Here is a 26,389-nt window from a genome sequence, read left to right as displayed (position 1 = left end):
GCCATTGTTGGGGTCAAGCGGAGAGCGCGGCATCAGCGTCCAGCAGGACCTGGGCTGCCACCTGCAGCCCTTCAATGCGCCCCAGGGAAACGTCCTCATGCTCGATGTTGACCAGCATGTCCGGGTCCACCTCGTGCAGCGCGCGCAGGAACTCCGTCCAGAAGGCGGTGTCGTGGCCTCGGCCCAAGGCCACGAAGTCCCACGCGGAGTTCTTCGGCCATTCATTGGCCCACTCGTCGCCGCCAAGGTTGGTGCGGTTCCCATCCGGAGAGAGACGGCGGAAGCTGTTGTCCAGTACGCCGTAGAGGGCCGCATTCCCGGTATTCACCCGGACATCTTTTGCGGCCGCCTGGAACACCAGCGGACCGAGCTCGCGGACCACCGCAACGGGATCCATCTGCTGCCAGAAAAGGTGCGAAGCATCCAGTTCCACCCCAACGTGCGTGGCGCCGGTGAGTTCGATGAGCTTGTAGACGTCCGCAGTGTTGAACACGATGTTCTGCGGGTGCAGTTCGAGTGCCACCTTGACGTCGTGGTCCGCAGCAAGGCGGTCGGTTTCCCTCCAGAAATCGGCGGCGACGCCCCATTGATAGTCCAACACGTCAAGCGCCCCAGAGTTCCAGGCATTGACCACCCAGTTGACGGTAGTGGCACCGGGCTCGCCGCCGGGCAGCCCGGACATGGTGACTACCCGTTTCTGTCCCAGCCGATGCGCCAGTCGAATGGAGCGGCGGATATCTTCAGCATGCTTTTCGCCGATTTCGCGCTTAGGGTGCAGGGGATTGCCGTTGCAGTTCAGGCCGGCGATCGAAACGCTGGTCCCCTCAAACAGCGCCAGGTAATCATCGCGGGCCGCGTCGCTCTCCAGGATCTGATCCATGGTGGGTACATGAACTGCCGGCAGGAAGCCGCCGGTATTGATTTCAATGCCGGTCAGTCCCAGGTCTGCGATGACCTTGAGCGCCTCCGGGAGTGGCCGGTCGTGCAGGATTGCGTTGTAGACGCCGAGTTTCATAGTGTGATCTTCTTCCCGTTGTAGAGGGCGGATTCGGTGACGGCACCGAGAAGTTCCATGTTGCGCACGCCTTCGTCGAAGGAGGCGCAGCGGGGCAGGGAGGTGTCTTCGTCAAGTCCTGCGACCTCCTCCAGGAACGCGCGGGCTTGGTACCCGAACGCGTCATTCTGGCCAAAACCGACCTCCGGCGCATCCATGGCGAGGCCGCCGGCAATATAGGGATGGCCCGGACCGAGGATCACCTGGCGGTAGCCGTTGTCGTTGCCGGAACCGTCGTTAAGGAACAGTTGGATTTCCGATGGGCGGCGCTGGTCGAACTTGGCTGCGCCCTTTTCGCAAAAGACCTCGAATTGGAGGCTGTTGGCGTGTCCTGCCGCTACACGTGATACTTCGAAGCTGCCTGCACCGTTTGCGAACTCAGCGTTGAATGCTGCGTAGTCGTCGTTCTCAACTGCTTCGAAGGTGTCGCTGACGGCCGCGTGGTCATGGCCCATGACGGCGCTGAGTGGCAATGGACGCTTGTTGATCGCAGTGGTGAGCCGACCGCCGCTGATGGACTTGATGTCACCGCACAGGAACTCGGAGACATACGTCAGATGGCTTCCGACGTCGGCCAAGGCGCCCGAGCCTGGTCCGCCTTTGTAACGCCAGCTCATCGGTGCTTCGGGACTGAAACCGTAGTCGGTCCAGTACCGGCCGCTGAAGTGCAGGACATTCCCCAAGGTTCCGTTCCGGATAAGGTCACGGATGTAGGCGATGCCCGGAGTGCGGCGGAAGGTGAATCCGATGCGGGCGATCGAGTTGGCGTTGCGGGCAGCCTCCGCCATGGCGCGGGCGTCTTCCAGCGAATCGCTCAACGGCTTCTCGCACAACACGTGCTTCCCGGCGGCCAACAGTCCTTCCACCACTTCGCGGTGCAATGAGTTCGCTATGACCACGCTTACGACGTCAATATCGTCAGCTTCTGCGATTGCCTGCCATGAGGCGTCGTGGCGTGCGTAGCCAAAGCGGCGGGCTGCCAGCGAGCCGAATTCGGCGTTCACGTCACCAATGGAGACCAATCGGATATCCGGAAGTGCCGGGCTGTACAGTGTTGACGCAGTCCGATAGGCCGCTGCATGAGCCTTTCCGGCCATACCTGCGCCGATGACCGCGACGCCAAGGCTTTCAGCCATGATTTCTCCTTTGAAATTTTGCCGCGGCGGGGAGATTCGGCGGCATTTTGTAGCGCTACAATTTTGTAAACTGGATTCGACAGTAGCTATGTCCATATGTCCTGTCAATAGTTCATCTCAACTTGACGACCCCATGAAAGTTGGCCTCATGAGCATGAGTACACCGCAGGCGCGGCGCCCAACGATTTACGATGTTGCACAACTGGCCGGCGTCTCGCCATCACTGGTTTCACTGGTCCTCCAGAATCCAGGGAAAGTCAGTGGCAAGCGCCGGGAGGCGGTTCGCGCCGCCATCGCTGAGCTGGGATACCGTCCCAGCCGGGCCGCCACGACGTTGGCGAGTAGCCGGACCAAGAGTATTGGCCTCGTCATTGACGACTATCGAAACCTTTGGTTCGTTGACCTGCTGCGCGGTTTGGAATCCGTGTTGTCGGACCATGGCTACCAGGTGACGCTGGCCGATTCACGCCCCGGAGAAAACCGCGTCAAGGAGGCTGCGGACGGCTTGCTTGCCATGCATGTGGATGGCTTGGTGATCGCGGCCGAGCCTGGTGCGGCGGCGCTGAGTGGAACGGGTGTTCCCACCGTGGTGGCGGGGTGGCGGAATGGAGTGCCGGACGACGCTGACCTCATCACCAACGACGACGACGCTGGCGGCGCAATGGCCGCGGATCACCTCCTGGGACTGGGGCACAGGCGGATCGGGCACCTTTCGGGCTTAGGCGGCGCAGCAGCCCATCGCAGGGACGGCTTCCAGGGCCGACTCCGCGAAGCCGGTGTAGAACCGCTGATCGTGGGCGAGGAGGGTGACACTACGGAGGAGGATGGTTATGCTTCGGCCTGCTGGATCCTTGACCACCATCCCGAAACCACGGCGATTTTTGCCGCCAACGACACCATGGCACTGGGCGCCTTGGGCGCGATCAAGGCCCGCGGCTTGGCGGCACCGGCGGATGTATCCGTCATTGGTTATGACAATTCCGCGCTGGCGAAGTCCCGTTATCTCGAGCTGACGTCCGTGGACAACCGCAGTGACGTGGTGGGAGCGGAGGTTGCCCGCGCGCTGTTGAATCGCATCCAAGGCGCCGCTCAGGTACCGCAGCGCACGTTGATCGACCCCATTTTGCTGGTACGGGGCACTACGGTGGCGCCGCGATCCTGAGCATCTAAAATGATTTACTACGTACAAACATACTAATGTCAGGACAAAGTATTGACATTTGTGAGTCGGGTCACCATGATCGAGGTAGCAGGCAATCCGGGCACGAGTCCCCGGACGCCCGAAGCTGACATCAAAGGAGATAACAGTGGCAAATTTCTCGTGGCGCAAAGCGGCAGTCGTCGCAGCAGTGGTTCCATTGGTGGCCCTGAGCGCCTGTTCGAGCCAGGGTGGCAAACCGGCAGATTCCGGTGGAGGGGCAGCCGCCGGCCAGGTAGCCGGCACATCCCGCATCAAGGTGGCCCTGATTACGCACGCAGCGGCTGGCGACACCTTCTGGGACATTGTCCGCAAGGGCGCAGAAGAAGCATCAAGCAAGGACAATGTAGAACTCCTGTACACCAGCGATCCCGAAGCAGGACGCCAGGCGCAGCTTGTTCAACAGGCCATCGACCAGAAAGTTGACGGCATTGCCGTCACGGTTGCAACGCCGGATGCGCTGAAGGATGTACTGAAGAAGGCCACCGATGCGGGTATCCCCGTGGTGAGCCTCAACGCCGGCGAATCCGTTTCCACCCAGCTCGGCGCTTTCACGCACTTCGGATCCAACGAACAGCTTGCCGGCGAGGCGGTAGGCACGCGGCTTGCCGCAGAAGGCTACAAGCACCCGGTTTGCGTGATCCAGCAACAGGGCCACGTGGGCCTGGAAGCGCGCTGTGCCGGCGTAAAAGCCAAGGTGCCGGCAACGGAAATCCTCTACGTCGATGGCAAGGACATGACCGCTGTTCAGTCAACGGCCACGGCGAAACTTCAGGCGTCCAAGGATGCTGATGTGATCATCGGTCTCGGCGCCCCCATCACCCTCACACTCCTCAAGTCAGTCGCTGATGCCGGCAGTTCGTCCAAGGTAGCCAGCTTCGACCTCAATGCCGAACTTGCCCAGAAGATCGTCGACGGCCAAGTGATCTTCACCGTCGACCAGCAGCCATGGCTTCAGGGCTACATGTCAGTTGATGCCTTGTGGCAGGCAAAGCGCGGCGGCTTCAAAATCGGCGGCGGCCAGCCCGTCCTGACCGGCCCAACCATCGTGGACAAGGCCAACGCCTCCGACGTCCTTAAGTTCGCCCAGCAGGGCGTCCGCTAGATCCAGGCATCCGGCTGCGTGGCGGAGAACCGCCACGCAGCCTGACCAACAAGGAGTCATTCCCATGGCAAATACAACAACGCTGCCGCCGGCCGGGTCTTCGGCCCCTGGCGACGAACGGGTCGGACGCCGGAGTCCGGTCCAAAAATTCCTGGCGAGGCCCGAGGTCGGTGCATTGGTAGGAGCAGTTGTCCTGTTCATCTTCTTCGCTTCTGTTTCCCAGACGTTTACGCAACCGAACGCACTGGCCACTGTGCTCTACGGTTCATCGACCATTGGCATCATGGCGGTGGGAGTGTCGTTGCTGATGATCGGCGGAGAGTTTGATCTCTCCACCGGAGTCGCGGTTATCTCGTCGGCACTGACGGCCTCACTCTTCAGCTGGAACTTCTCACTGAATGCATGGGTTGGCGTCACGCTGGCCCTGGTAGTCTCGCTGGGCATTGGATTCATCAATGGCTGGATTCTCGTCAAGACAAAACTTCCCAGCTTCATCGTCACCCTGGCGACCTTCCTCATGCTGACAGGCCTCAACCTCGCACTGACCCGCCTTATCGGCGGCAGCGTCTCCTCGCCGTCGATCTCCAAGTTGGACGGGTTCGAATCAGCACGGGCGGTGTTCGCTTCCTCCATCAGCATCGGCGGTGTGGAAGTGAAGATCACAGTGTTCTTCTGGATCGTCCTTGTGGCAGTGGCATCGTGGATCCTGCTGCGCACCCGCGTTGGCAACTGGATCTTCGCCGTTGGCGGTGATGCCAACGCCGCCCGCGCCGTTGGCGTCCCGGTGACCAAGACCAAGATCGGCCTTTTCATGGCGGTTGGCTTCTGCGGCTGGATCCTGGGCATGCACAACCTCTTTGCCTTCGATGCCGTGCAGTCCGGTGAAGGTGTTGGAAACGAGTTCCTCTACATCATTGCTGCAGTCATTGGGGGCTGTCTCCTGACTGGCGGCTACGGCTCGGCCGTGGGTGGGGCCATCGGTGCGTTTATCTTCGGCATGGCCAACAAGGGCATTGTGTATGCGCAGTGGAACCCGGACTGGTTCAAGTTCTTCCTGGGCTTGATGCTTCTGCTCGCCACCATCGTCAACCTCATCGTCAAGCGCCGCGCGGAACTCAAGTAAGGGGCCTCGGAAAAATGAATGCCAAAGCCATCGACCAGGAAACGTTGCTTCAGAATGAGCGCGATCCCCTCACCCATACGCCCGTCCATCTCCTGTCCCTGGAGGGAGTGGGCAAGCACTACGGCAACATCATCGCCCTTCGCGACGTCACCATGGCCGTGGACAACGGTCGCGTTACCTGCGTGCTGGGCGATAACGGCGCGGGAAAGTCAACGCTGATCAAGATCATCGCCGGCCTCCACCAGCACGACGAGGGCGTACTGAACATCATGGGTGAGGAACGGAAGTTCGGTTCCCCCCGCGATGCCTTGGATGCCGGCATTGCCACCGTGTACCAGGACCTGGCCGTGGTTCCGCTGATGCCCATCTGGCGGAATTTCTTCCTCGGTTCCGAGCTCACCAAGGGCCTCGGACCGTTCAAGTACATGGACGTCGAACAGATGAAGGCCATCACCCTCAAGGAATTGGCCGAGATGGGCATTGACCTGCGCGATGTGGAGCAACCCATCGGACAGCTCTCCGGCGGCGAACGCCAGTGTGTCGCCATTGCCCGTGCCGTGTACTTCGGAGCGAAGGTCCTCATCCTGGACGAACCCACTGCAGCACTTGGTGTGAAGCAGTCCGGTGTGGTCCTGCGCTACATCCTCCAAGCCCGCGACCGCGGACTCGGGGTCATCTTCATCACCCACAACCCGCACCATGCTTTCCCGGTTGGGGATCGTTTCCTGCTGCTCAAGCGTGGCAAATCCATTGGCTACTACGACAAGAAGGACATCACCCTGGACGAACTCACCGCCCAGATGGCAGGCGGTGCTGAACTTGCCGAACTCGCACATGAGCTGGAGCAGCTGGGCGGTCACGGTGATGTGGTCAAAGAGGTCAAAGCCGAAGTCGCGGAGGTGACGGACAGCGTGAACTCCGGCGCTCCGAAACACGCCTAGCGGCACCATCCGCACAGACTGCAACCAGAAGGGAACACCATGCCGATCCGGGTAGGTGTCATTGGCGCCGGAGTCATGGGCGCGGACCACATCAGGAACCTCTCCACTACCATAGGCGGCGCCGAGGTCACCTTCGTGGCGGATCTCGACGTCGACCGGGCCGCCGCGGCGGCACCGCCCACCGCACGTATTACCTCAGACCCGTCGGAGCTGATCAACTCCAGCGAGGTGGACGCCGTCGTGGTTGCCTCGCACGACTCCACCCACGCCGGCCTGGTCCTGGAGTGCTTTGAGGCGATGACGCCGGTGCTGTGCGAAAAGCCGTTGGCACCAACGCTTCTGGAAAGCCTGGAAGTGGTGGCGGCCGACGCGGACATCGTGGCTGCAACGGGCGCTTCGCTGCTGTCGCTCGGCTTCATGCGGCGCTTCGATCCTGGCTATACGGCACTTCGGGAATCCGTGCGCAGCAGAAAGCAGGGCGAGGCCCTCATGGTGCACTGCGTCAGCAGGAATGGCTCAGCAGCGCCCGGAACAACCACGGAATCCGCCATTACCAATTCGGCCGTCCATGAGCTGGACATCATTCCCTGGCTGCTTGGCTCGCCCATCACGGAAGTGTCATGGCAGGCGGGAAAGAGTACACGGCGTGCCGAAGCGGGGCTCAGGGATCCTTCGTTCATGACCCTCCGCACTGCCGACGGGACACTCACTACTCTGGAGCTGTACCTCAACGCCCAGTATGGCTACACCACCCGCTGTGAGGTGGTTTCGGAATTGGGTACCACTTGCCTTCAGGAGTCGTCCCTGCTGGACATCGAACAGGAGGGAACCAGGCAGTCTCTGATCCCTGCAGACTGGCGGCCCCGCTTCGCCGATGCATATCGGCTTCAGCTGCAGGCTTGGATTTGGGCTCTGGCGGCAGGAGAAACGCCGTCCCTTGCCGGTGCGCAGGACGGACTCAACGCCGCCCTCGTTGCACAGGCCATGATCCAGTCGCTGCATAGCGATGGGTCAACTACGAAAGTCAGCTATTCGTGACTGAACCAAGGCTCCCGCATTCCCGCGTGCCGCACTCGCGCGATGCTCCAAGTTTGCGCTGGGGCATAGTGGGTCCCGGGTGGATTGCCGAAAGGTTCACGGAATCCATCCAGGCGCACACGGGACAGGTGATAGCCGCCGTCGGATCGCGTTCCCTCAGCAGATCAAAGGCGTTTGCCGAGGCCTTCAACATCCCCGCCGCCTATGGCAGCTATGAGGAGCTCGCGGCAGCGCCCGACGTAGACATCGTCTATGTGTGTACACCCCACACCGGGCACCACGCAGCAGCTGTCCTGGCAATCGAGGCGGGTAAGCACGTCCTGGTCGAGAAACCCCTTGGGCTCAACGCAGGACAGGCGCGGGATATTGCCGTGCGTGCCGAGGCCGCCGGCGTCTTTGCCGCCGAGGCCATGTGGACGTTCTTCCTGCCGAAGTTCGATGTGATCCGGCAGATACTCGATTCCGGAATGCTGGGCACCATCACCACAGTGCTTGCGGAATACGGTGAGCACTTTGATCCCTCGCATCGCATCTTTGATCCTGAATTGGCCGGCGGCCCGCTGCTTGACCTGGGCACGTATCCGCTGGCCCTGGTCACGGAAGTGCTGGGCAGCCCGAACCAGCTGAAGGCCATTGGCCAACCACATGCGACAGGGGTTAACGCCCAGCTGTCCGCCGTCATGCAGTTCGACGGCGGCGCGCAGGCAATGGTGAACACCCATATCCACAACTTCACGCCCACCACGGCCATCATTGTCGGCACAAAGGCCACCTTGGCAATCGAGGGTCCCTTCAACATGCCCGGCGCGTTCGAAGTCAGGTTCCCTGACGGGCGGCGACTACGCCACGATGAACCAGCCGGTGGACACTTCGAGGGCCTTCACTACGAGGCCGCAGCCGTGGCCCGGATTATTGCCTCAGGCGGTACCCAAGCCAGCGAACGGATGCTTGAGGACTCCATCCGCACTCTGGACGTGGCCGATGAAATCAGGAGCCAGCTGGGTCTGGTGTTCCAGGAACCAAACACTTCTACCTTCGAAGGAAAATCATGAATGATGTCATTCTTGGCCTGGTTGGCGTAGGGCGCATCGGCCTCATGCACGCCAACAACATCATGGCCCTCAAAGAAACACTCCGCCGCAGGGGTGTGAATATCCGCCTGAAGCTCACAGACGTTGCCACGGACCATGCGCGGACAGTCGCAGCCGGACTGGGCGCAGAATTCGTCCCCTCAGTGGCGGAGCTCCTCGCCTCCGGTGTGGATGGCTTGGTAGTTGCGACGGGAACGGCGACCCATCCGGAGTTGATCCGCGCCGGGGTGGATGCGGGGGTCCCGGTCTTCTGCGAAAAGCCTGTAGCCATGAACGTCTCCGATGCGCTGCCGGTGCTGGACTACATCAGCGAGAACAACGGCGTGGTGCAAATCGGCCACCAGCGACGCTTCGATGCCGGCTATTTGGAGGCCAAGCGGGCGTATCAAGCCGGGGAGTTGGGATGGATCCATTCCCTGCGTGCCGTTACCTGCGACATGACGCCGCCCCCGGTGGAGTTCCTGGCAACATCCGGGGGCTTGTTCAGGGACTGTTCGGTCCATGACTTTGACATCCTTCGCTGGCTGACGGGCCGCGAAATCGTCGAGGTGTATGCCAAGGGTTCCAACAACGGCGATCCAGCCATTGGGGACGTGGGTGACGTGGACACGGCTTTGGCGCTCGTCACTTTCGACGACGGCACGGTGGGCACGGTTTCTGCCAGCCGTTACAACGGGGCCGGGCACGATGTGCGGCTGGAGATCCAAGGCTCAAGCGGCTCGGTCATGGTGGGTTTGGATGAGAAGACTGCGTTGTCTTCGGCTGAGCCGTCGGTGACCTTCCCCGGAGGGAAGCCGCATGAGACCTTCGCCGGCCGTTTCGACCAGGCCTACCGCTCCGAAATAGTCGCCTTCGTGGAGTTGGTAATGGGGGAGCGCGCGAATCCCTGCACTCCGGACGACGCGGTGGCTGCATCCCGTGTGGCAGATGCAGCCCAGGAATCGCTGGCAACCGGCGTGCCCGTGAAGGTTGCACTCAAGGTGTCCAGCTGACGCTTCGGCGCAAAAAATGCCCCTTCCCTGGTCCAGTGGATCAGGGAAGGGGCATTTTCATGCCTGAAGCTAGGCGCCGAATGGCAGCCGGGGGTCGATGTCTTGGCCTTCCCAGCTCTGCCGCACCCAACCATGGTGGGGGTCGTCGCTGATCAGCCACTCGCGGACGGGCCCTGGGCCTGCCATCACGTTGAGGTAATACATGTCGTAGCCCGGCGCTGCCATGGCGGGACCGTGCCAACCATAGGGGACCAGAACGACGTCGCCAGTGCGTACTTCCGCGGAAACGTCGATGGGCCGCTCATCCGAGGCATAGACCCGCTGGTAGCCGATTGCGTCGGCGTCGGCCGGTGCGCCGGAACCGGCGGCTACCTGCGTCTCGAAGTAATAGATCTCCTCGAGGTGGGTTTCGCCGTCCTTTTCCTCATCGTGCTTGTGCGGGGGATAGGAGGACCAATTCCCGGCAGGAGTAATGACCTCGCACACGATGAAACGGTCCGCCTCCAGCACCGCCGGCGTGCCGAAATTATGCACTTGTCGCGAACAGTTGCCGGCGCCCCGCAGTTCCACGGGTGTCTCGGCAGCCTTGACCAAGCGGGTTGGATAGGACGTGTGGGCAGGGGCGGTCGCGACGGCGACGCGTCCGCCGTCGGACGAGCTGATGGTGACAGACTTTCCGATGCCGGAGTACAGGACGTCGCTGGGTCCGTGGAACACGGAGGACCGTCCCGCAAGTTCGTGGCCGAAGCCGTCGACCGTTACTGTGAACGCGCCATTGAGCGGAACCACGATGCGTTCCTCTCCAACAGCGGGCAGGTCAACCACGGCGCCCGCCGCGATGGTGGCCACCTTGAGGCCGGTGTGCGCCCAGCCATCGATGGCTATGGAGGAATCGGAAGTGCCTAGCGAAATGTCCCAAGCGCCATCGGCGGCGGAACCCAAGGGGTAAACCCAATTGGTCATGGAAGGGGAGTCCTTTGTAGTAGCTGTACCGGCTGTTGCGGCTGAATCAGCGCTGTACGAGTGTCATTTCAAAACTGTAGGAATCGGCGCGGTAAACGTGGTGGCCCGTCTCCACGTGGCGGCCGGTATCGTCCACGGCAGTGCGTTCCATGGTGACCAGGGCGGAGTTGACCTCGGTCTCAAGGAGGGGTGCTTGGTAGTCATTGGCGATCATGGCGCCGATGCGTTGGGTGGCAAGGCGGAAGTTCACGCCACCGCGGCGCAGGATTGAGTAAAGGCCTTCAGCCGCAAGCATCGCTTCGTCCATGGTGGCGATGTCATCGCGCACCCAGTTTTCCATCAGGGCCAAGGGTTTTCCCCCCACTTTGCGCAGGCGGGTGAAGTGGTACACCTTGGAGCCGGCCGGAAGTTCAAGCGCCGCAAGGGTGGCGGCGTCGGCTTCCTCGTGGGAAAAGCTCAGCACGGTGGTGGTGGGCTTCTTGCCGTTATTGGTGAGGTCGTCAAAAAGGCTGGAGAGTTCCAGGGGGCGGCGGACCTGGCTGGATACCACCTGGGTTCCCACGCCGCGTTTGCGGACCAGGAGCCCGGACCGGACAAGTTCATCCATGGCTTTGCGCATGGTTGGCCTGGACAGGTTGAGCTGGGCCGCGAGGTCGATTTCGTTCTCAAGGCGACTTCCGGGTTCCAATACTCCGCTGTGGATGGCAGCTTCGATACCCTGAACCACCTGGTGGTACAGGGGCACAGGCGAAGAGCGGTCGATGTTGAGACCAAGTTTGGTAACCACTGGAATACCCCGGATTTCAGGCTCAACCTCGTGCCTCCTTGTGGAAGCTTGGGGTATGTAGCCATTTGTTCGCTTGATAGGACATACTTTCTCCCTCGATGGTAGCAGCCTACTTCCGTCGGTCAAGAGGACTTCCGGCTTCGCCGGTTCCGGTTCTTGATCCCGGCCCTGTCTTCACGTCAGACTTGAATCGCTGCGGACAAACAGGACGTCGGGAGGTTGAGCACCATGCCCAAGACCGGAAAGAACAATCACGCCCGTAAGGACGAGTTGCCGTCCACCTTGCAGCGCTCGGACCAGAAAGCCCAGGACACTTTTGCCAAGACCTACGATTCGGCCATGGAGTCCTATGACAATGATTCGGGCCGGGCTGCCCGCACCGCCTTCGCTGCGCTGAAGCACAGTTACGAGAAAGTGGGTGACCACTGGGAGCCCAAAGAGGAACGAGGCCCTTCCGACGACCGCGCGGAAGAAGGTGCGGACTCGGATAAGCCGACGGCCGGGGGAGTGGATGCCCACGCTTCCAAGGAGCACCTCTACCGACGGGCCCGGGAACTGGATATCAAAGGCCGCTCGAAAATGGACAAGGATGAGCTCGTGGAAGCGCTCCAAAAGGCCAACGACGCCGCGACGCGGAAGGCACGCGAAGGCTAGCCCTGCTCATCCCGACTCGGTCTTGAGCCGCCCCGGGGGACCCGAATGTGCAGGAACCGGTTCACACCGGCATAGTTAACGTCTCGGGGTTGCACTTTATGGGTACAGTCACCGCATGAAGGCAGGACAGAAACGAACAGGGGCTTAACTTGGCAGGGAATGCGACCTTCCGGCACAGCAACACCGCGCTGCTCTCGGTGAGCAGCGTCGAGGCTCCGAGGATAGTGAGCTCCACGGATTTCGACCGGAGATTGGCTTCGACCCTGCAGCGGCTGAAGTTTCCACCACGATTACTTGAACGCGTTGCCGGCATCACGCACCGCCGCTGGTGGGCCGCGGGGACCTCGTTCGACGACGCTGCCGTGGAAGCAGGCGCAAAAGCCCTTGCCGAGGCTGGTGTGGAAGCCTCCGAAATCGGTTTGCTGATCAACACCTCGGTTACCAGGCGCAACCTTGAACCCTCCGTGGCAGTCAAGATCCACCACGAGCTCGGCCTGCCGTCCTCGGCCATGAACTTTGACTTGGCCAACGCCTGTCTCGGATTCGTGAACGGCTTGATCCTTGCGGCCAACATGATCGACTCGGGGCAGATCAAGTATGCGGTCATAGTCAACGGCGAGGACGCCCAGGGCACGCAGGAAGCCACGCTGGCGCGACTCCAAAGGCCAGAGACCACACGGGAAGACTTCAACCGGGAATTCGCCACGTTGACCCTTGGATCCGGAGCCGCCGCGGCCGTCCTGGGCCCTATTGATGAGCACCCCGGCGGGCACCGGCTCGTGGGAGGCGTCATGCGCGCCGGCACGGAACACCACGAATTGTGCGTTGGCGGCATCGATGGCATGTCCACCGATACCAAAGGCTTGCTCGACGGCGGCCTGCAGCTGGTGGTGGATGCCTGGCATGAAGCCCAGCCTGAGTGGGACTGGGCCAGCATGGACCGCTACGTCACGCACCAGGTCAGCAACGCCTACACCCAGGCGATCATCAATGCCATCGACCTCGACCCGGACAAGGTTCCCATCACGTTCCCGCATTGGGGCAATGTGGGCCCTGCGTCTCTGCCCATGACTCTCGCAGCCCAGGCACAATCGTTGACCTCAGGCGACCGGGTCCTATGCATGGGCGTGGGATCCGGGCTGAACGCAGGAATGGTGGAAATCGTTTGGTAGCCACCAACTGGCCCGGTGTGGACCCGGAATGGTCCCGGACAATCCGGGTAAGGTCCACGTCGGAGGTGGACACGCCGGGCGCTGCTCGCCGCTGGCACTTGCTGGATAACTCTGCCCAACTCTCTGCACGTGGCCTGACTCCGGTCGGTACCTTGTTGTGCGTGCACGGCAATCCCACCTGGTCCTACCTTTGGCGGACATTGTTGAGGGCGGGCGCAGACCCGGCCCATTCGTGGCGTGTGGTCGCCGTGGACCAGCTCGACATGGGCTATTCAGAGCGCACCGGGACATTCCGTCGCCTGGCTGACCGGATCAACGACCTCGGTGACCTCACCGATGCGCTGGGCCTGGAAGGGCCGGTGGTGACGGTGGGCCACGATTGGGGAGGCGTGATCAGCGCGGGCTGGGCCTTGGAGCACCCGCAGCTCGTCACGGGTGTGGTGCTGACCAACACAGCCGTCCATCAACCCGCGGATTCCCCGATCCCCTCGCCCCTCCGGCTCGCCTTGCATCCCGCCGTACACAGGTGGGGCACCACGACGTCGGACGCGTTCCTGCGGGTAACCCACTCGCTGGCGAACCCACCGCTGCCGGCCGACGTCGGAAGGGCTTTCATGGCCCCCTACCGCGGAGCAGGGCGCCGGTCCGGCGTGGGGAACTTTGTTGCTGACATTCCCGCAAGCCCTTCCCATCCGAGCTTTCCTGCGCTCACACGCGTGGCGGAAGGCCTGCGCGGGCTGAAGGTGCCCGCGCTGATGCTCTGGGGTCCCAAGGATCCGATATTTTCGGACCGATACCTCAAAGACCTCATCGCTCGGCTTCCGCACGCGGACGTACATCGATTCGAAGGTGCCGGACACCTCTTGCCGGAGGACCGGGATATTGCCACGCCGATCTTTGACTGGCTTGCTGTGCACGCCGCCGAAATCGCCGGCGGTGATTCCCCGATGGTCACCGCTGATGCCAAGGCGCCCGCTCTGAGGGACTCTGCGGAAAACGAGGAGACAGTTTTCCGACCCCTCTGGGACTCGCTCAGTAAATTGGCTGCGGGAACGGCAAAGGAAGACATCGCCGTTGCGGAGATGGCGGCCGACGGTCGCGTGAATCGATCCCTCAGCTGGGAGGAGTTGGACCGGGGCATCCTTGATGTGGCGGACGGGCTCCGGAAAGCCGGTGTGGGAAAGGGCAGCCGCGTAAGCCTCATGGTCCCGCCTGGAAGTGAACTCACCGTGGCCCTCTATGCCTGCCTCAAGCTGGGTGCCGTAGTAGTGGTGGCAGACGCCGGACTGGGAACCAAAGGCATGAGCCGCGCCGTCAAGGGCGCTACCGCCGATTTCATCATCGGCATCGACAAAGCACTTGCCGCGGCCTCGGTGCTCGGCTGGCCGGGACGGCGCATCAGCGTGCAGGACCTCCCTCCCGCCCGACGTCGAATCCTGGGGGTTGAGACCTCGCTTGCGGCCTTGGCGAGGAAGGGCGCCGGGCAAAGCAAGCAGCCGTCCATGACGAGCGTGGATCCGGATGCGCCGGCTGCTGTCCTGTTCACGTCCGGCTCCACTGGCCCCGCGAAGGGCGTGCTCTATACGCACCGCCAGCTAGCCGCTATGCGCGACACGGTTGCCGCGACGTTTGGGATCCGTCCCGGTTCCCGGCTCGTGGCGGGCTTCGCCCCGTTTGCCTTGCTGGGCCCGGCGCTCGGAGCGGTTTCGGTGACCCCGGCCATGGACGTCACTGCGCCCCGAACCTTGACGGCCCGCGCACTGGGCGACGCCGTGGCTGCCATTGACGCTACCGTGGTGTTCGCCTCACCTGCGGCCCTGCGCAATGTCACAGCTACCCGACCAGACCTTAGCCGGTCAGCACACGATGCTCTTGCAAAGGTGCAGTTGCTGCTGTCCGCAGGCGCGCCCGTCCCTGAGCCACTTCTGGCAGAGGTTCAGGAGTTGATGCCCCACGCCTCCTTGCATACGCCGTACGGTATGACCGAGGCCCTTCCGGTGACGGATATCAGCCTGGAAGAAATCCGCGCCGCTGATGCCGATGCGGCTGCCGGGACCGTCGTTGGCGCCGGCAATGGGGTGTGCGTGGGGAAGCCGGTTCACGGAGCCAAACTGGCGGTTGTCCCGTTGGCAGCGGATGGAACCTCCGCCGGATCGGCTTGCGTGACCGAGGCGGGGGTGACCGGGGAGATTTTGGTCAGCGCGCCGCACGTCAAAGAAGCCTATGACAGGCTGTGGCTGACCCAACGGCAGAGCGCCGGCCTGCCCGGATGGCACCGAACGGGCGACGTAGGTCACTTCGACGCCGCCGGCCGGCTTTGGGTGGAGGGCCGCCTTGCCCATGTGGTGACGGCGCCTGGAACGGTGGTGACACCTGTCGGGGCAGAACAATCCATCGAACGCTTGGACGGCGTGCGGATGGCTGCGATCGCCGGTGTTGGACCGTCGGGGACGCAGGCCGTGGTCGCCGTCGTCGAAACCGTGCCTCCCGTTCCCAAAGCCGGCCCGGCTGCGCCCGAACTCGCGGGGAGTGTCCGGCGCGCGGCTTCCCAGGCCGGCGTCGATGTCAGCGCCGTGCTCGTGGTCCCCTCGCAGCCCACCGACATCAGGCACAACGCCAAGATCGACAGGACCCGTCTGGGACGCTGGGCGTCCCGGGTGCTCGCCGGCGGACGTCCGGGGAAGCCATGAGGATTCTCGTCACCGGCGCCAGCGGGCTCCTTGGAGGGGAAGTCGCACGGCAACTGCTCCGCCAAGGTCATGCCGTGGCCACGTTCCAGCGCCGCCCATCGGGGGTTGACGGTGTTGAGGACTTCCGGGGGTCCATCAACGATGATGCGGCTCTCCGCAGCGCAGTAGACGGGGCGGAGGGAATCATCCACCTCGCCGCTAAAGTGTCCATTACCGGACCTGCAGCAGAATTTGACGCTCTGAATGTGGGGGGAACACGCCGGTTGCTCCGTCTGGCCGGGGCGGCCGGGGTGCGGGACGTGGTGTACGTGTCCTCACCATCGGTGGCGCACTCCGGCGCAGCAATCGTGGGATTGGGTGCGGAGCAGGCTGACCCATCCCATGCGCGCGGCGACTACGCCCGTACCAAGGCGGAGGCAGAATTGCTGGCCCTGGCAGCGGATCGACCTGACTTCCGGGTGGCAGCAGTGCGTCCCCACATTGTGTGGGGTCCAGGCGATACCCAGCTGGTTGAACGGGTCCTGACGCGCGCCAGCCATGGCCGGCTGCCGTTGCTTGACGCCGGCGCTGCACTGATCGATACCACCTATGTGGACAACGCCGCGGCCGCCATCGTCGCCGCGCTACACCGTATGGAGCACGTCCATGGCAGGGCCGTAGTGGTCAGCAATGGTGAGCCACGGCCGATTGGCGAGTTGCTGGCCGGCATCTGTACGGCAGGTGGCGTGGCACCGCCGTCGTGGTCTGTGCCCGGTGCTGCGGCAAGGGCAGCCGGAGCAGTAGTGGAAAAACTTTGGACCTGGGCAGGGCGTAAGGAGGAGCCGCCGATGACCAGGTTCCTCGCCGAACAACTGTCCACTGCCCATTGGTTCGACCAACGGGCCACCCGTGAACTCCTGGACTGGGCACCTGCCGTGTCGATTGATGAAGGACTGGCCCGGCTGGCCGAGTACTACGGCAGAAATTTCAGGTCAGATGGTCGAAGTCTCCCCGCGTCCATGCTGCATGCCGCTGGACAGAATCGTGCAAAACGCCTTTTGCTCCGGAACCGCTGACATTGTTGCCATTGCCGTAGATCCGATCAAACGCTGGCCCTTCCTTGTGCTCCCGGACCAATAGACAATGCCCGGGTCGCTGCACCCCACCCACTGGCGGTATGCCTCGGCCACGAGGACCGGGACGTTTCCAAAGCGACGCGACCACAATCGCTATGACGGGGCCATGTTCGAGGACCGATGCCACACGTCGTCATCGAGGTAACCCAGCGGGTCCCACAGCCGTGAGCCCTCTGATGTCACTACCGGCCGGGCAATCTGTCCGATACCGACTTTCTTCGTTTCCCGCTGAGCTCGCTTTCGGCCACCGGGTTTTCGACCACCCGGGCTGGTACCGCAAGATGATCATCATGCTTACTATTGTGGAGCAGCCCAAGTTGAAGAGGGACACCACACTAGGAGCGGACATGGCACTGAGCAAGGGAACACGTGTGGAGTGGAACACCCCACAGGGCGCAACGCACGGAAAGATCGTGGAAAAGAAGACCAGTGACTTTGTACTGGACGGAAACAAGCACGTGGCCAGTGACGACGAGCCGCAGTATGTGGTGGAGTCAGATAAAACCGGTGCCAGGGCCGCTCACAAGAGCTCAGCGTTGACCGAAAAGAGCTAGCGGCATGGACCGGCAGCACGAGGTGGTCATCATCGGAGGCGGCAATGCGGGCGTGTCACTGGCTGCGCGCTTGAAGCGGTACGGCGTCAAGGACATCGCCCTCATCGAGCCGAAAGAGCATCATCTTTACCAGCCCTTGTTCTCCCACATTGCAGGCGGCCGGGCCGAGGTCAAGGAAGCCGTCCGGAGCCAGGAGTCAGTCACCCCCAACGGCGTTGCCTGGCTTAAGGACGAAGCTGTCAACGTGGATGCGGACGCCAATTTGGTGACGTTGGCGTCCGGGTCAACGGTGTCCTACGGGCACCTTGTTGTGTGCCCGGGCCTGCAGTACAACTGGGACGCCGTGCCGGGGATGGCCGAGGCTGTGCAATCGCCGTACGGCGCCTCCCATTACGAGTTTGAGCTTGCTCCCAAACTTTGGACCCTCTTGAGCACCTTGAAGTCGGGCACCGTCATCTTCACCATGCCGTCGGGACCTGCCAAGTGCGCCGGGGCCAGCCAGAAACCGATGTATTTGGCCTGTGATTATTGGCGGGAACAAGGCGTCCTGGAGAATATCCGGGTGGTTATGGTCCAGCCGTATCCCACAGTCTTCGGCGTTCCCGAGGTTGACCGTGAGCTTGACCGGAAGATTGCCGAATACGGAATCGAATTGCGGACCAACAGCGAAGTGGTGGCCGTAAATCCTGGCGGTCGGACGGCCACTATCCAAAACAGTGCGGACGGCACTACGGAGGAACTGCCCTACGATGTCCTGAATGCCGTTCCGCCCCAATCGGCGCCGGACTGGCTCAAAGCCACGGACTTGCCGGCCGAAGGGGAGCAGCACGGCTTCGTTGAGGTGGATACAGAGACGTTGAGGCATCCCAGGTACCCCAACGTCTGGTCACTGGGCGATGCTGCAGGAACCGCTAACTCCAAAGCCGGCGGGGCGCTGCGCAAGCAGAGCAAAGTCCTGGCGAAAAACTTGGTTTCGGCGCGCAAAGGCGAACCGCTTGCCCGGAAGTACAACGGATACTCCGTCTGTCCGTTCACCGTGTCGCGGAACACCGTGGTCTTTGCCGAGTTCGACCCCCGGTACCGGCCCATGCCGACCATCCCGAAGGTACCCACATGGAAGGAAAGGCGCCTCTCCTGGTGGGTGGACCGTGATATGTTCCCGCAGGTTTACTGGCACCTGATCCTCAAAGGCCGGGCGTAGACGCCAAAAGACCGGTCAGGCCATCAGGCCCGACCGGTCTCGTGTTGTGCAGCTTGCTTTGTGAAACTACGCCGGCTGAATGTTTTCCGCCTGCGGACCTTTGGGACCCTGCGTAATATCGAACTGGACCTTCTGGTTCTCCTCCAGCGAGCGGTATCCGCTCGACGTAATCGCTGAGTAGTGAGCAAACACGTCCGGGCCTCCATCGTCCGGGGCGATGAATCCGAAACCCTTTTCAGCGTTAAACCACTTAACTGTTCCTGTTGCCATGCCTTTATTTCCTTCACCCGGTCGCTGGTCGGTCCCGCTGGTCGGTTTGCCGTCCCTGCCACTCACCATATGAGCCTATGGGCCGGTTCCGCTTGGGGCAACACATTTACGCCAGTCGTGTGGGAGTCGTTTAGTAGTCGGTGGGAAGAACGTCCGACGGCGGGAGGCCGCCGTCGGACGCTTGTTGCTTCTGCCTGGGCTGCTTCATGGCTTCATGGCCGGCCTGGCGGCGTCAGGCGTCCGGGGCGAGCAGCGTAGGGTCCGCAGCCTCTGCGCGGCGGAGCTGGCGAAGCGCAAGCAACGGAAACAGGAGTACCGAGAGCATCCCCGCCCCGATGAGAGCGGAGGAGGTTCCGCTGGTGATTAATCCGTGCTCCCGGCCAATGGTTGTTACAGCCACGATGATTGGCAAGCCTGTAGCCCCGAACAGCACGAGGGCACTTTTGTCTGCCCGGCTGGAGCCGGGAGGCGCGGCGAGCAGGGACGGCAGGCCGCGGATGATCAACAACAGCGCAAGGAACAGCGGCACCATGGCCAGGGTCACGGGACTGGAAATCAAGGCGCCCAGATCGAAGTCAATGCCGGTATCGATGAAGAAGATGGGCACCAGGAAGCCAAAAGCCACAGCGTCGATCTTGGTCTCAATGATCTTCCGGTCTACTTCGGGAGCCCGCGCGATGGTGACTTTCCAGAGGACTCCGGCCGCGAAGGCGCCCAGCAGCATATCGAGCCCCAGAACCATGCTGAGTACCACCAGCGTGCTGAGGACCAACAGGATGGACCGGATGGCGAACTGGCTGCTGGTATGCAGCGTGGCTGTGACTTGGGTGTGGAATAAGGTGTGCCGTGCCTGGGAGGCAAAGTAGATCGCCACCCCGGTCAGGAGAACGAAGCCGAGGAGGACTCCTGATGCCACCCCGAGTTCTCTGCCGCTGAAGAACAGCGAAATAGCTATCAGCGGACCAAACTCGCCGGCCGCGCCCAACGCCGTCACGGCAACACCGATCGGCGTCTTGGAGGCGCCGGCGTCCCGGAGTATCGGCAGCAACGCCCCCAGGGCCGTGGAGCACAAGGCCACGCCGATAATTACGGCAGCCTCCGCTGAGGGGACCAGGATAAACCCTGCCCCAATACCTGCGGCCAGCGAAATTACCCACCCGGTGGATGCACGGTAAAGGGGGCGACCGCGGATTGCCGTGAAATCGATCTCGTTTCCAGCCACGAAGAACAGCATGGCCAGTCCGAAGTCGGCCAGCGTATCGGTAAACACCGTGGACTGAACCCACCCCAGGAGACTGGGACCGAGCACGATGCCAAGAACAATCTCAAAAACGACGATGGGCACTTTGACCCAATGATCCAGGAGCCTGGTGGCAAGGGGCGCCACCACAGCTATCACGGCGATGAGGACCAGTGATGCCGATAAGCCTTGCATGGGCAGTGCCTCCGGTACCTCGGCTGCTTCAAGGAAAAGTACTCCCAAAGCTACCGCCGCGTCCCACCGTGCGCCACGATTCCACCGGCCATAATTCCAGGGCCAAAAAAGCCAGTCGGGAAATCCTGCGCCTCCAGCCCCCAACGCCGGGTTCCGTGAACCACCGCGATGCAGCATACTGATTCGACGAACATGCCACAGCGCCGCGGCATCCGGCCACGGGCCATGGGAAGGAGCGCACCGTGGGAATCCTTACCGCCAACCTGTTCATCACCCTTGACGGCGTTTATCAAGCACCGGGCGGCCCTGAAGAAGACAGGGGCGGTGGCTTTGAATTCGGTGGCTGGCAGGCCGCATATTTTGACGATGAAACAGCGGAAGCCATTGGCATGGCAATTGACCGTATGGACGCTCTCCTGCTCGGACGAAAAACTTACGACATCTTCGCGAATTTTTGGCCTCAGCAGAAGGACCACATCGGACAGACGTTCAATGCCTTGCCGAAGTTCGTGGTGTCGCAAACACTAAAGCAGCCGGAATGGGAAGGCACCACCGCAATGTCAGACCTCTCTGGCCTTGCCGAACTCAAGGAGCGCTTCGACGACATCCACATGTTCGGCAGCGGCCACCTCATTCGCTCCCTGCTTGAGGCTGACCTCCTCGATCGACTGCATCTCTTCCTTTATCCGCTCACGTTCGGCTCCGGAAAGCGCCTGTTTTCCGATGGCACCGGCGTCCCCGCGGCCTTCAGGTTCGCCCAACCACCCATGGCGTTCCCGAAGGGCGCGGTCCTGCTCTCCTATGAGCGTGCCGGCGCCCCGGTGACGGGAATCACCATCGGTCAGGACTAGCCGCACGTCTCCAGTTTTTGGCCAGCGTCAGGAACCCGGCCGGCCCGGCCATTCCTTGCCTGCCCACGGGTCGTAGTCCGTAGTGAGTTCCTCCTGTGATGGGCGCCGGTTTTCGGGGACGTGCTGAAGGTTTATCCGAACCCGGTACCACAGCGAACTCGATCCCCGCATGCCGTCGACCAGGACGTCGGCAGGGTGCAGCAAGGAGGCAACCTCCGCGTGCCGCTCCTTCCACTCAGTGAGGGCCGCCTCCGCTTCAGGCTTGGTCTTGGTCCGTGCCACCTCGATGAGCGGCATCGTTGAAATCCGGCGACCGGAGCCGTCGCCGCTCCGGGGCGCCTTTTCCGCGGGACCGAGTTCGGCAGCCAGGGCAAGAAGTCCTTCGAGCGAGCCGGCAGCGTCATCGATCCCTGCATGTGGGTCGCCCAGTTCCGCGAAACGCGCAGGTACAGAGCGGACCGTGAACTGCTCCGGCCGGACGGAGCGCACCTCCTCCCACGTCAGGGGCGTTGAGACGCGGGCATCGGGCCGTGAACGAACAGAGTATGCGGAAGCTACGGTCCGATCCTTAGCGTTCTGGTTGAAGTCGACGAAGACGCTCTCGCCACGCTCTTCCTTCCACCATTTGGCCGTTGCCAGCCCCGGAGCGCGATTTTCCACTTCACGGGCAAGGGTCTCGGCGGCGAGCCGCACGTCGCGGTAAGACCACTGCGGTGCAATCCTGACCAGGATATGAAGCCCCCGGGAGCCGCTCGTCTTTGGCCACCCCACCAACCCGACGTCCTCCAGCACGTCTTGTGCGACGTAGGCGGTGTCCACGATCCGGGACCAGTCGACGCCGGGCATGGGGTCCAGGTCCACGCGAAGTTCGTCCGGATGGTCGAGGTCCTCGGCGCGCACAGGGTGCGGGTTGAGGTCCAGGCATCCGAGATTTACCACCCACGCCAAGCCGGCAGCATCGCGGATGACTGTCTCCTCGGCAGAGGTGCCGGATGAGTAGTGGAGAGTTGCCGTGTCAATGAAGTCAGGGTGGTTCTCAGGCACGCGTTTCTGAAAGAACGGTTCAGCATCGATGCCCTTGGGAAAGCGTTTGAGCACCATGGGACGGCCGCCCGCACCGCGCAGCGCACCCTCTGCCACTGCGAGGTAGTACTTCACCAGGTCGAGCTTGGTCACCCCGGGCTGGGGAAACACCAGCTTGTCCGGATTGGAGATGCGGACCTCGTTGCCGGCGATGTCGAGGATCTCGGCCGGGGGCTTCGACGGATTCATGCGGGCCACGCTAGCAATGAACAGCGCTCCCAGCCAGAGTCGCGTCGCAGAAAAGGCATAAATCCCCTGATGGGAAGTGTGGAAATTTGCGACTGGCTTTAAAAATATAAGTAGGTATGGTGTTGTCATATCGAAAACTACAAAGGGAGTCGAAAATGTCCGGAAAATCACCCAGCGGTGCCAAGTCGAAGAAGTCGGGGAAAAGCATTCTTGAAAAGAGGGCAGAAAAGCGGGCAAAGGCCGAGGGGAGTGACAACCTCTTCTCAAAGCCCAGGAAAAACCAGCGTTAGGAAAGGCCACGTAGCAAGAGAAAAGGAAATCACGGCAATGCAGCAACTCATTACTTCTCTCATTATTCCTGCAAGCATCAGTGAGTGTATTCGAGTGGCGGGAATCGAGCCTGTCATGACAATTCAGCAGTCCCTCGTGGGAGGAAATGTTGAAGCAATAACCGGCCAGGGGTGGCACGTTCTCCTGAATGACGAAGCAATCCACATTCCGTTGCCCCCCAACCCGCGGGCCGAGGTCTTGATTCGCGAGGCAGGGGCTCCAATGGAAAACACCGTCAGTGGCACTGCCGTTTTTCTCGGTCACGGGACCAGCGGTAGTGATGAGGATGTGCCGCGCCATCTGTTGAGCCTGGCGGAGCGCCTGTTCGAGACACGGCTGGCAGCTTAGGCAGGAGGCGTTCACAGGTGGGGACGGGGCGGGCCGACTATATTGGCCCTGTCAGCCCAACACCACCATTGAGGGAGCCTGCACATTATGGCCAAGGAACTCGCCACCCAACTTATCGAACAACTTCAGGCTGCCGGTGTGCAGCGGATCTACGGAATCGTTGGCGACAGCCTTAATCCAATCGTGGATGCCGTCCGGAAAACCGGAGGCTCCAAAAAGGGCGGCATCGACTGGATCCATGTTCGCCATGAGGAAGCGGCCGCATTTGCTGCCGCCGCCGAGGCCCAGTTGACCGGGAAGTTGGCTGTTTGCGCGGGATCATGCGGTCCTGGCAATCTGCACCTGATTAATGGCCTGTATGACGCCAACCGCACCGGAGCTCCGGTGCTCGCCATCGCTTCGCACATCCCCAGCAAACAGATTGGCAGCGGCTTCTTCCAGGAGACCCACCCGGACCGCCTTTTCACTGAGTGCTCCGTGTATTCGGAGATGATCAGTACGGCCGAGCAAGCGCCTCGGGTCATGCACAGCGCCATCCAGAACGCCGTAGGTCTCGGGGGAGTCGCAGTCGTTACTCTTCCGGGAGATATCGCCGGGCTTGAAGCTACGGCCCCGACCCCGCTGCCGGCAACGTTCCGTCCGGCGGCCCTGGTGCCCCATCCAGCCAGTGTCCGGGAACTGGCTGACGCCATTAACGACGCCGGTAAGGTGGCCATTTTCGCCGGCGCCGGCGTAGAAGGCGCCCATGATGAGTTGATCGCTCTGGCAGAACTGGTCAACGCACCCATCGGCCACTCCCTGCGTGGCAAGGACTTTGTCCAGTACCAGAACCCTTTCGACATCGGGATGACCGGGTTGCTCGGCTATGGAGCGGCTGCCGAGGGCATTGAGGACGCGGACCTGCTGATCCTGCTTGGCACTGATTTTCCCTATGACCAGTTCCTGCCGGACACCCGAACGGCCCAGGTGGACCGGGCCGCGCAGCGGCTGGGGAGGCGGACCGACGTCGACATCGCAGTCCATGGCGACGTCCTGCCGACGCTGACTGCCTTGCTGCCGTTGGTGACGCCGAAGAAGAGCCGTCGGTTCCTTGACCAAATGCTGAAGAAGCATGACCGCCTCATGAACAAAGCCGTGGGCGCCTACACCCGCAAAGTGGAGAAGAAGCAGCCCATCCACCCTGAGTACGCGGCCTCGCTGCTGGATCAGGTGGCGGCGGAAGACGCCATCTTCACGGCCGATACCGGCATGTGCAACGTGTGGACGGCGCGCTACATCAACCCGTTGGGCACCCGGCGGCTGATTGGCTCGTTCCTCCATGGGTCCATGGCCAACGCCCTTCCGCACGCGATCGGCGCACAGGCGGCTTATCCCGGACGACAGGTGGTTTCTGTATCCGGAGACGGCGGCCTGTCCATGCTGTTGGGTGAGCTCATCACCGTGGCCGCGCACCAATTGCCCGTGAACGTGGTGGTGTTCAACAACTCCACGCTGGGCATGGTCAAGCTCGAAATGCTGGTGGACGGGCTACCCGACTTCGGAGTGGACGTGCCGGACGCCGATTACGCTGCAGTGGCCAAAGCCCTGGGTTTCCATGCCGTGCGCGTCACCGATCCGGCGGACATCGAGGCGGCCTACCGGGCGGCGTTTGCGCATCCCGGCCCGTCCTTGGTGGAGCTCATCACTGACCCGAATGCCCTGTCCATCCCTCCGAAAATTTCGGGTTCGCAGGTCATTGGCTTCGCTACTGCCATGTCCAAAGTGGTCCTGAACCGTGGTGCCGGAGAAGCTGTGAGCATGGCGCGAAGCAATCTGCGCAATATCCCACGGCGATAAATGCAGTCCCGAAATCGATGATTGAGGTAGGTGCGGTGCGGCTTGCCTCGGAACGTCCACTGAACGCAGGACCGACGAGGAGTCAGGCTATTCGGGGGCAGGCCGGCGTCGTTGCTGTTTGGTTGCTGACCTGAGTTCTTTCGCTACACGGTGGCGTCTGGCGGAGCCGCGGGTAGGTTTGGACGCGCGACGGATGGACTCGGGGACAAGTCCCGCTCTTATGAGCCCGGCGAGCTTGGCTGCGGCGATCTCGCGATTGCGCAGCTGGGATCGCTCCTCCGAAGCGGACACGGTGATGTTGCCACCCACAAGTTTTCGCCCCAGGCGTTTGAGGAGCAACTGCCGCTGCTCATCTGTCAGTGCCGCGGAATCTGCGATATTCCACGTCAACTCCGCTCGGCTATCCGTGGTGTTGACGTGTTGACCGCCCGGCCCGGAAGAGCGGGAGAACCGCCAGCTGAGTTCCGGGGCGGGGATAGTCAGGGAAGGCGAAATCTCCAAGTCCATGAGACAAGCCTCGCATGTCCAGGACACCCCGGGCCCGAGCCCACGCTGGCTGTGAACGCCGGCGCACATTTTGCGATCGTGGCTGTGGCGGGGGTCGGCCTGGCCCTACCGGCGCTGTTGTCCGGTGGCATCGCTTTCAGTCCTCGTGGCCGTCGCCGCACTCTTTCTCTTCTCGCGTCGGATGGACCTGATCGCAATGGACGACGATTCTCCGCGTGTGCTCGGCATTGGGTTGTCCGGATCCCGGCTGCTCCTGTTGTCCCTGGCTGTGTTGTTGACCGCTGGTGCCGCCTCTTCGGTGGGCGTCATAGCCTTCGTGGGACTTGTGGCACCCCACGCCGCCCGCACGCTCACGGGAGCACGACACTCGCGGGTTCTACCGGTGGCCGCGCGGATTGGCGCCTGCAGGGTGGTGCTGGCCGACGTCATCGGTCGGACGGTGGTAGCGCCGGTCCAGATACCTGGCCGGAATCATGACCGCGTTAGTGGGCGCCCCCTACTTCGTGTATCTGCCCTGGCGTTCACGGGTGGACCGCACCGTCTAACCCGGGGTTTTCATGGGTTCGGCGCTGGACGGTGTGTTTAAAGGCGAAAAGGTGCTCTGACACGGGAAAATAGTGGTGTCTAAGCCAATAATCCCGGTCGTGAAGGAGCACCCTTTCGATGCACCAGTCTACCCCTGTTTTCCCCTCCATCCCGGTCTCTTTCACCGGCCAGTCGCTGATC

Annotated in this window: 26 protein-coding genes; 18 read left to right on the top strand and 8 right to left on the bottom strand. The window is 62.2% G+C overall.

Translation table 11 applies throughout. The features are described 5' to 3' along the window. Positions 1 to 13 precede the first annotated feature (13 nt). Positions 14 to 1,015: a sugar phosphate isomerase/epimerase family protein gene (locus tag ACLRGI_RS07410; protein WP_419201023.1), complete on the bottom strand. Its 1,002-nt coding sequence runs from the start codon at positions 1,013 to 1,015 to the stop codon at positions 14 to 16. Next, on the bottom strand, positions 1,012 to 2,190 hold the full coding sequence (locus tag ACLRGI_RS07405; protein WP_419201021.1) for a Gfo/Idh/MocA family protein: 1,179 nt from the start codon (positions 2,188 to 2,190) through the stop codon (positions 1,012 to 1,014). The genes ACLRGI_RS07410 and ACLRGI_RS07405 overlap by 4 nt, the downstream gene beginning before the upstream one ends. Positions 2,191 to 2,338: 148 nt before the next feature. Between ACLRGI_RS07405 and ACLRGI_RS07400 the strand changes: the two genes are divergently transcribed. The 7 genes from ACLRGI_RS07400 (at position 2,339) to ACLRGI_RS07370 (ending at position 9,678) form a co-directional block, all read left to right on the top strand. Continuing rightward, on the top strand, positions 2,339 to 3,352 hold the full coding sequence (locus ACLRGI_RS07400) for a LacI family DNA-binding transcriptional regulator (RefSeq protein WP_419201020.1): 1,014 nt from the start codon (positions 2,339 to 2,341) through the stop codon (positions 3,350 to 3,352). A 145-nt stretch (positions 3,353 to 3,497) separates the two neighbouring features. Further along, complete coding sequence (locus ACLRGI_RS07395) at positions 3,498 to 4,493, top strand: substrate-binding domain-containing protein (RefSeq protein WP_419201019.1); 996 nt, start codon at positions 3,498 to 3,500, stop codon at positions 4,491 to 4,493. A gap of 64 nt (positions 4,494 to 4,557) precedes the next feature. Further along, positions 4,558 to 5,616 (top strand): ABC transporter permease, encoded by a 1,059-nt coding sequence (locus ACLRGI_RS07390; protein WP_419201018.1) that lies wholly within the window; start codon positions 4,558 to 4,560, stop codon positions 5,614 to 5,616. Positions 5,617 to 5,630: 14 nt separating this feature from the next. Beyond that, positions 5,631 to 6,557, top strand: coding sequence for an ATP-binding cassette domain-containing protein (locus ACLRGI_RS07385; RefSeq protein ID WP_419201017.1), 927 nt, complete (start codon positions 5,631 to 5,633; stop codon positions 6,555 to 6,557). A 39-nt stretch (positions 6,558 to 6,596) separates the two neighbouring features. Beyond that, a complete protein-coding gene (locus ACLRGI_RS07380; RefSeq protein ID WP_419201016.1) occupies positions 6,597 to 7,595 on the top strand; it encodes a Gfo/Idh/MocA family oxidoreductase in 999 nt (332 codons plus the stop codon). Then, the gene (locus ACLRGI_RS07375) at positions 7,592 to 8,647 is read left to right on the top strand and encodes a Gfo/Idh/MocA family protein (protein ID WP_419201015.1); all 1,056 of its coding nucleotides are present in this window, start codon (positions 7,592 to 7,594) and stop codon (positions 8,645 to 8,647) included. The genes ACLRGI_RS07380 and ACLRGI_RS07375 overlap by 4 nt, the downstream gene beginning before the upstream one ends. Further along, positions 8,644 to 9,678 carry a Gfo/Idh/MocA family protein gene (locus tag ACLRGI_RS07370; protein WP_419201014.1) on the top strand — a complete coding sequence of 345 codons (1,035 nt, stop codon included), beginning with the start codon at positions 8,644 to 8,646 and terminating at the stop codon, positions 9,676 to 9,678. The genes ACLRGI_RS07375 and ACLRGI_RS07370 overlap by 4 nt, the downstream gene beginning before the upstream one ends. A 69-nt stretch (positions 9,679 to 9,747) precedes the next feature. On the opposite strand, the gene iolB is transcribed toward ACLRGI_RS07370, so the two are convergent. After that, entirely contained in the window at positions 9,748 to 10,641 is an 894-nt protein-coding gene (gene iolB / locus ACLRGI_RS07365; RefSeq protein WP_419201013.1) for a 5-deoxy-glucuronate isomerase, read from the bottom strand. Between the two features lie 46 nt (positions 10,642 to 10,687). After that, on the bottom strand, positions 10,688 to 11,428 hold the full coding sequence (locus tag ACLRGI_RS07360; RefSeq protein WP_017199821.1) for a GntR family transcriptional regulator: 741 nt from the start codon (positions 11,426 to 11,428) through the stop codon (positions 10,688 to 10,690). A 228-nt stretch (positions 11,429 to 11,656) separates the two neighbouring features. On the opposite strand from ACLRGI_RS07360, the gene ACLRGI_RS07355 reads away from it, so the two are divergent. The 6 genes from ACLRGI_RS07355 (at position 11,657) to ACLRGI_RS07330 (ending at position 18,814) form a co-directional block, all read left to right on the top strand. Continuing rightward, positions 11,657 to 12,082 (top strand): ChaB family protein, encoded by a 426-nt coding sequence (locus ACLRGI_RS07355; RefSeq protein ID WP_419201012.1) that lies wholly within the window; start codon positions 11,657 to 11,659, stop codon positions 12,080 to 12,082. 149 nt (positions 12,083 to 12,231) lie between these two features. Further along, the gene (locus ACLRGI_RS07350; RefSeq protein ID WP_419201011.1) at positions 12,232 to 13,254 is read left to right on the top strand and encodes a 3-oxoacyl-ACP synthase III; all 1,023 of its coding nucleotides are present in this window, start codon (positions 12,232 to 12,234) and stop codon (positions 13,252 to 13,254) included. Beyond that, positions 13,248 to 15,944: an alpha/beta fold hydrolase gene (locus ACLRGI_RS07345; RefSeq protein WP_419201010.1), complete on the top strand. Its 2,697-nt coding sequence runs from the start codon at positions 13,248 to 13,250 to the stop codon at positions 15,942 to 15,944. The genes ACLRGI_RS07350 and ACLRGI_RS07345 overlap by 7 nt, the downstream gene beginning before the upstream one ends. Continuing rightward, positions 15,941 to 16,999, top strand: coding sequence for an NAD-dependent epimerase/dehydratase family protein (locus ACLRGI_RS07340; protein WP_419201009.1), 1,059 nt, complete (start codon positions 15,941 to 15,943; stop codon positions 16,997 to 16,999). The genes ACLRGI_RS07345 and ACLRGI_RS07340 overlap by 4 nt, the downstream gene beginning before the upstream one ends. 407 nt (positions 17,000 to 17,406) lie before the next feature. Beyond that, complete coding sequence (locus ACLRGI_RS07335; RefSeq protein ID WP_419201008.1) at positions 17,407 to 17,613, top strand: hypervirulence associated TUDOR domain-containing protein; 207 nt, start codon at positions 17,407 to 17,409, stop codon at positions 17,611 to 17,613. A 4-nt stretch (positions 17,614 to 17,617) separates the two neighbouring features. Then, positions 17,618 to 18,814, top strand: coding sequence for an NAD(P)/FAD-dependent oxidoreductase (locus ACLRGI_RS07330; protein ID WP_419201007.1), 1,197 nt, complete (start codon positions 17,618 to 17,620; stop codon positions 18,812 to 18,814). A 66-nt stretch (positions 18,815 to 18,880) separates the two neighbouring features. Here ACLRGI_RS07330 and ACLRGI_RS07325 read toward each other — a convergent pair whose 3' ends face one another. Continuing rightward, positions 18,881 to 19,084 carry a cold-shock protein gene (locus ACLRGI_RS07325; protein ID WP_014921815.1) on the bottom strand — a complete coding sequence of 68 codons (204 nt, stop codon included), beginning with the start codon at positions 19,082 to 19,084 and terminating at the stop codon, positions 18,881 to 18,883. Positions 19,085 to 19,316: 232 nt separating this feature from the next. After that, entirely contained in the window at positions 19,317 to 20,567 is a 1,251-nt protein-coding gene (locus ACLRGI_RS07320; protein WP_419201006.1) for a cation:proton antiporter, read from the bottom strand. A 194-nt stretch (positions 20,568 to 20,761) separates the two neighbouring features. Here ACLRGI_RS07320 and ACLRGI_RS07315 point away from each other — a divergent pair, with 194 nt between their 5' ends. After that, complete coding sequence (locus ACLRGI_RS07315; RefSeq protein ID WP_419201005.1) at positions 20,762 to 21,370, top strand: dihydrofolate reductase family protein; 609 nt, start codon at positions 20,762 to 20,764, stop codon at positions 21,368 to 21,370. A 27-nt stretch (positions 21,371 to 21,397) separates the two neighbouring features. Here the strand turns inward: ACLRGI_RS07315 and ligD are convergent, their stop codons facing one another. Continuing rightward, positions 21,398 to 22,642, bottom strand: coding sequence for a non-homologous end-joining DNA ligase (gene ligD, locus ACLRGI_RS07310; RefSeq protein WP_419201004.1), 1,245 nt, complete (start codon positions 22,640 to 22,642; stop codon positions 21,398 to 21,400). A 155-nt stretch (positions 22,643 to 22,797) separates the two neighbouring features. On the opposite strand from ligD, the gene ACLRGI_RS07305 reads away from it, so the two are divergent. The 3 genes from ACLRGI_RS07305 (at position 22,798) to ACLRGI_RS07295 (ending at position 25,156) form a co-directional block, all read left to right on the top strand. Further along, complete coding sequence (locus ACLRGI_RS07305; RefSeq protein ID WP_419201003.1) at positions 22,798 to 22,932, top strand: hypothetical protein; 135 nt, start codon at positions 22,798 to 22,800, stop codon at positions 22,930 to 22,932. 37 nt (positions 22,933 to 22,969) lie between these two features. Next, on the top strand, positions 22,970 to 23,320 hold the full coding sequence (locus ACLRGI_RS07300) for a DUF3846 domain-containing protein (protein WP_419201002.1): 351 nt from the start codon (positions 22,970 to 22,972) through the stop codon (positions 23,318 to 23,320). Positions 23,321 to 23,407: 87 nt separating this feature from the next. Further along, a complete protein-coding gene (locus ACLRGI_RS07295) occupies positions 23,408 to 25,156 on the top strand; it encodes a pyruvate dehydrogenase (protein ID WP_419201000.1) in 1,749 nt (582 codons plus the stop codon). Positions 25,157 to 25,243: 87 nt separating this feature from the next. Here ACLRGI_RS07295 and arfB read toward each other — a convergent pair whose 3' ends face one another. After that, positions 25,244 to 25,663 carry an alternative ribosome rescue aminoacyl-tRNA hydrolase ArfB gene (gene arfB, locus ACLRGI_RS07290; protein WP_419200999.1) on the bottom strand — a complete coding sequence of 140 codons (420 nt, stop codon included), beginning with the start codon at positions 25,661 to 25,663 and terminating at the stop codon, positions 25,244 to 25,246. A 124-nt stretch (positions 25,664 to 25,787) separates the two neighbouring features. Between arfB and ACLRGI_RS07285 the strand changes: the two genes are divergently transcribed. Further along, positions 25,788 to 26,249 carry an iron chelate uptake ABC transporter family permease subunit gene (locus ACLRGI_RS07285; protein ID WP_419200998.1) on the top strand — a complete coding sequence of 154 codons (462 nt, stop codon included), beginning with the start codon at positions 25,788 to 25,790 and terminating at the stop codon, positions 26,247 to 26,249. Positions 26,250 to 26,389 lie beyond the last annotated feature (140 nt).

It is taken from the genome of Paenarthrobacter sp. PPS72 (assembly GCF_048537125.1).
Classification (GTDB): Bacteria; Actinomycetota; Actinomycetes; order Actinomycetales; family Micrococcaceae; genus Arthrobacter; species Arthrobacter nitroguajacolicus_E.
This window is presented reverse-complemented; position numbering and strand designations above follow the sequence as displayed.

Bases quoted from the DNA above. Each gene is read 5' to 3' on its own strand.
- ACLRGI_RS07410 (WP_419201023.1), bottom strand. From the start codon at position 1,015: ATGAAACTCGGCGTCTACAACGCAATCCTGCACGACCGGCCACTCCCG.
- ACLRGI_RS07385 (WP_419201017.1), top strand. From the start codon at position 5,631: ATGAATGCCAAAGCCATCGACCAGGAAACGTTGCTTCAGAATGAGCGC.
- iolB (WP_419201013.1), bottom strand. From the start codon at position 10,641: ATGACCAATTGGGTTTACCCCTTGGGTTCCGCCGCCGATGGCGCTTGG.
- ACLRGI_RS07405 (WP_419201021.1), bottom strand. From the start codon at position 2,190: ATGGCTGAAAGCCTTGGCGTCGCGGTCATCGGCGCAGGTATGGCCGGA.
- ACLRGI_RS07300 (WP_419201002.1), top strand. From the start codon at position 22,970: ATGCAGCAACTCATTACTTCTCTCATTATTCCTGCAAGCATCAGTGAG.
- ACLRGI_RS07330 (WP_419201007.1), top strand. From the start codon at position 17,618: ATGGACCGGCAGCACGAGGTGGTCATCATCGGAGGCGGCAATGCGGGC.
- ACLRGI_RS07325 (WP_014921815.1), bottom strand. From the start codon at position 19,084: ATGGCAACAGGAACAGTTAAGTGGTTTAACGCTGAAAAGGGTTTCGGA.
- ACLRGI_RS07390 (WP_419201018.1), top strand. From the start codon at position 4,558: ATGGCAAATACAACAACGCTGCCGCCGGCCGGGTCTTCGGCCCCTGGC.
- ACLRGI_RS07370 (WP_419201014.1), top strand. From the start codon at position 8,644: ATGAATGATGTCATTCTTGGCCTGGTTGGCGTAGGGCGCATCGGCCTC.
- ACLRGI_RS07335 (WP_419201008.1), top strand. From the start codon at position 17,407: ATGGCACTGAGCAAGGGAACACGTGTGGAGTGGAACACCCCACAGGGC.
- ACLRGI_RS07295 (WP_419201000.1), top strand. From the start codon at position 23,408: ATGGCCAAGGAACTCGCCACCCAACTTATCGAACAACTTCAGGCTGCC.
- ACLRGI_RS07355 (WP_419201012.1), top strand. From the start codon at position 11,657: ATGCCCAAGACCGGAAAGAACAATCACGCCCGTAAGGACGAGTTGCCG.
- ACLRGI_RS07380 (WP_419201016.1), top strand. From the start codon at position 6,597: ATGCCGATCCGGGTAGGTGTCATTGGCGCCGGAGTCATGGGCGCGGAC.
- ACLRGI_RS07400 (WP_419201020.1), top strand. From the start codon at position 2,339: ATGAGCATGAGTACACCGCAGGCGCGGCGCCCAACGATTTACGATGTT.
- ligD (WP_419201004.1), bottom strand. From the start codon at position 22,642: ATGAATCCGTCGAAGCCCCCGGCCGAGATCCTCGACATCGCCGGCAAC.
- ACLRGI_RS07340 (WP_419201009.1), top strand. From the start codon at position 15,941: ATGAGGATTCTCGTCACCGGCGCCAGCGGGCTCCTTGGAGGGGAAGTC.
- arfB (WP_419200999.1), bottom strand. From the start codon at position 25,663: ATGGACTTGGAGATTTCGCCTTCCCTGACTATCCCCGCCCCGGAACTC.
- ACLRGI_RS07305 (WP_419201003.1), top strand. From the start codon at position 22,798: ATGTCCGGAAAATCACCCAGCGGTGCCAAGTCGAAGAAGTCGGGGAAA.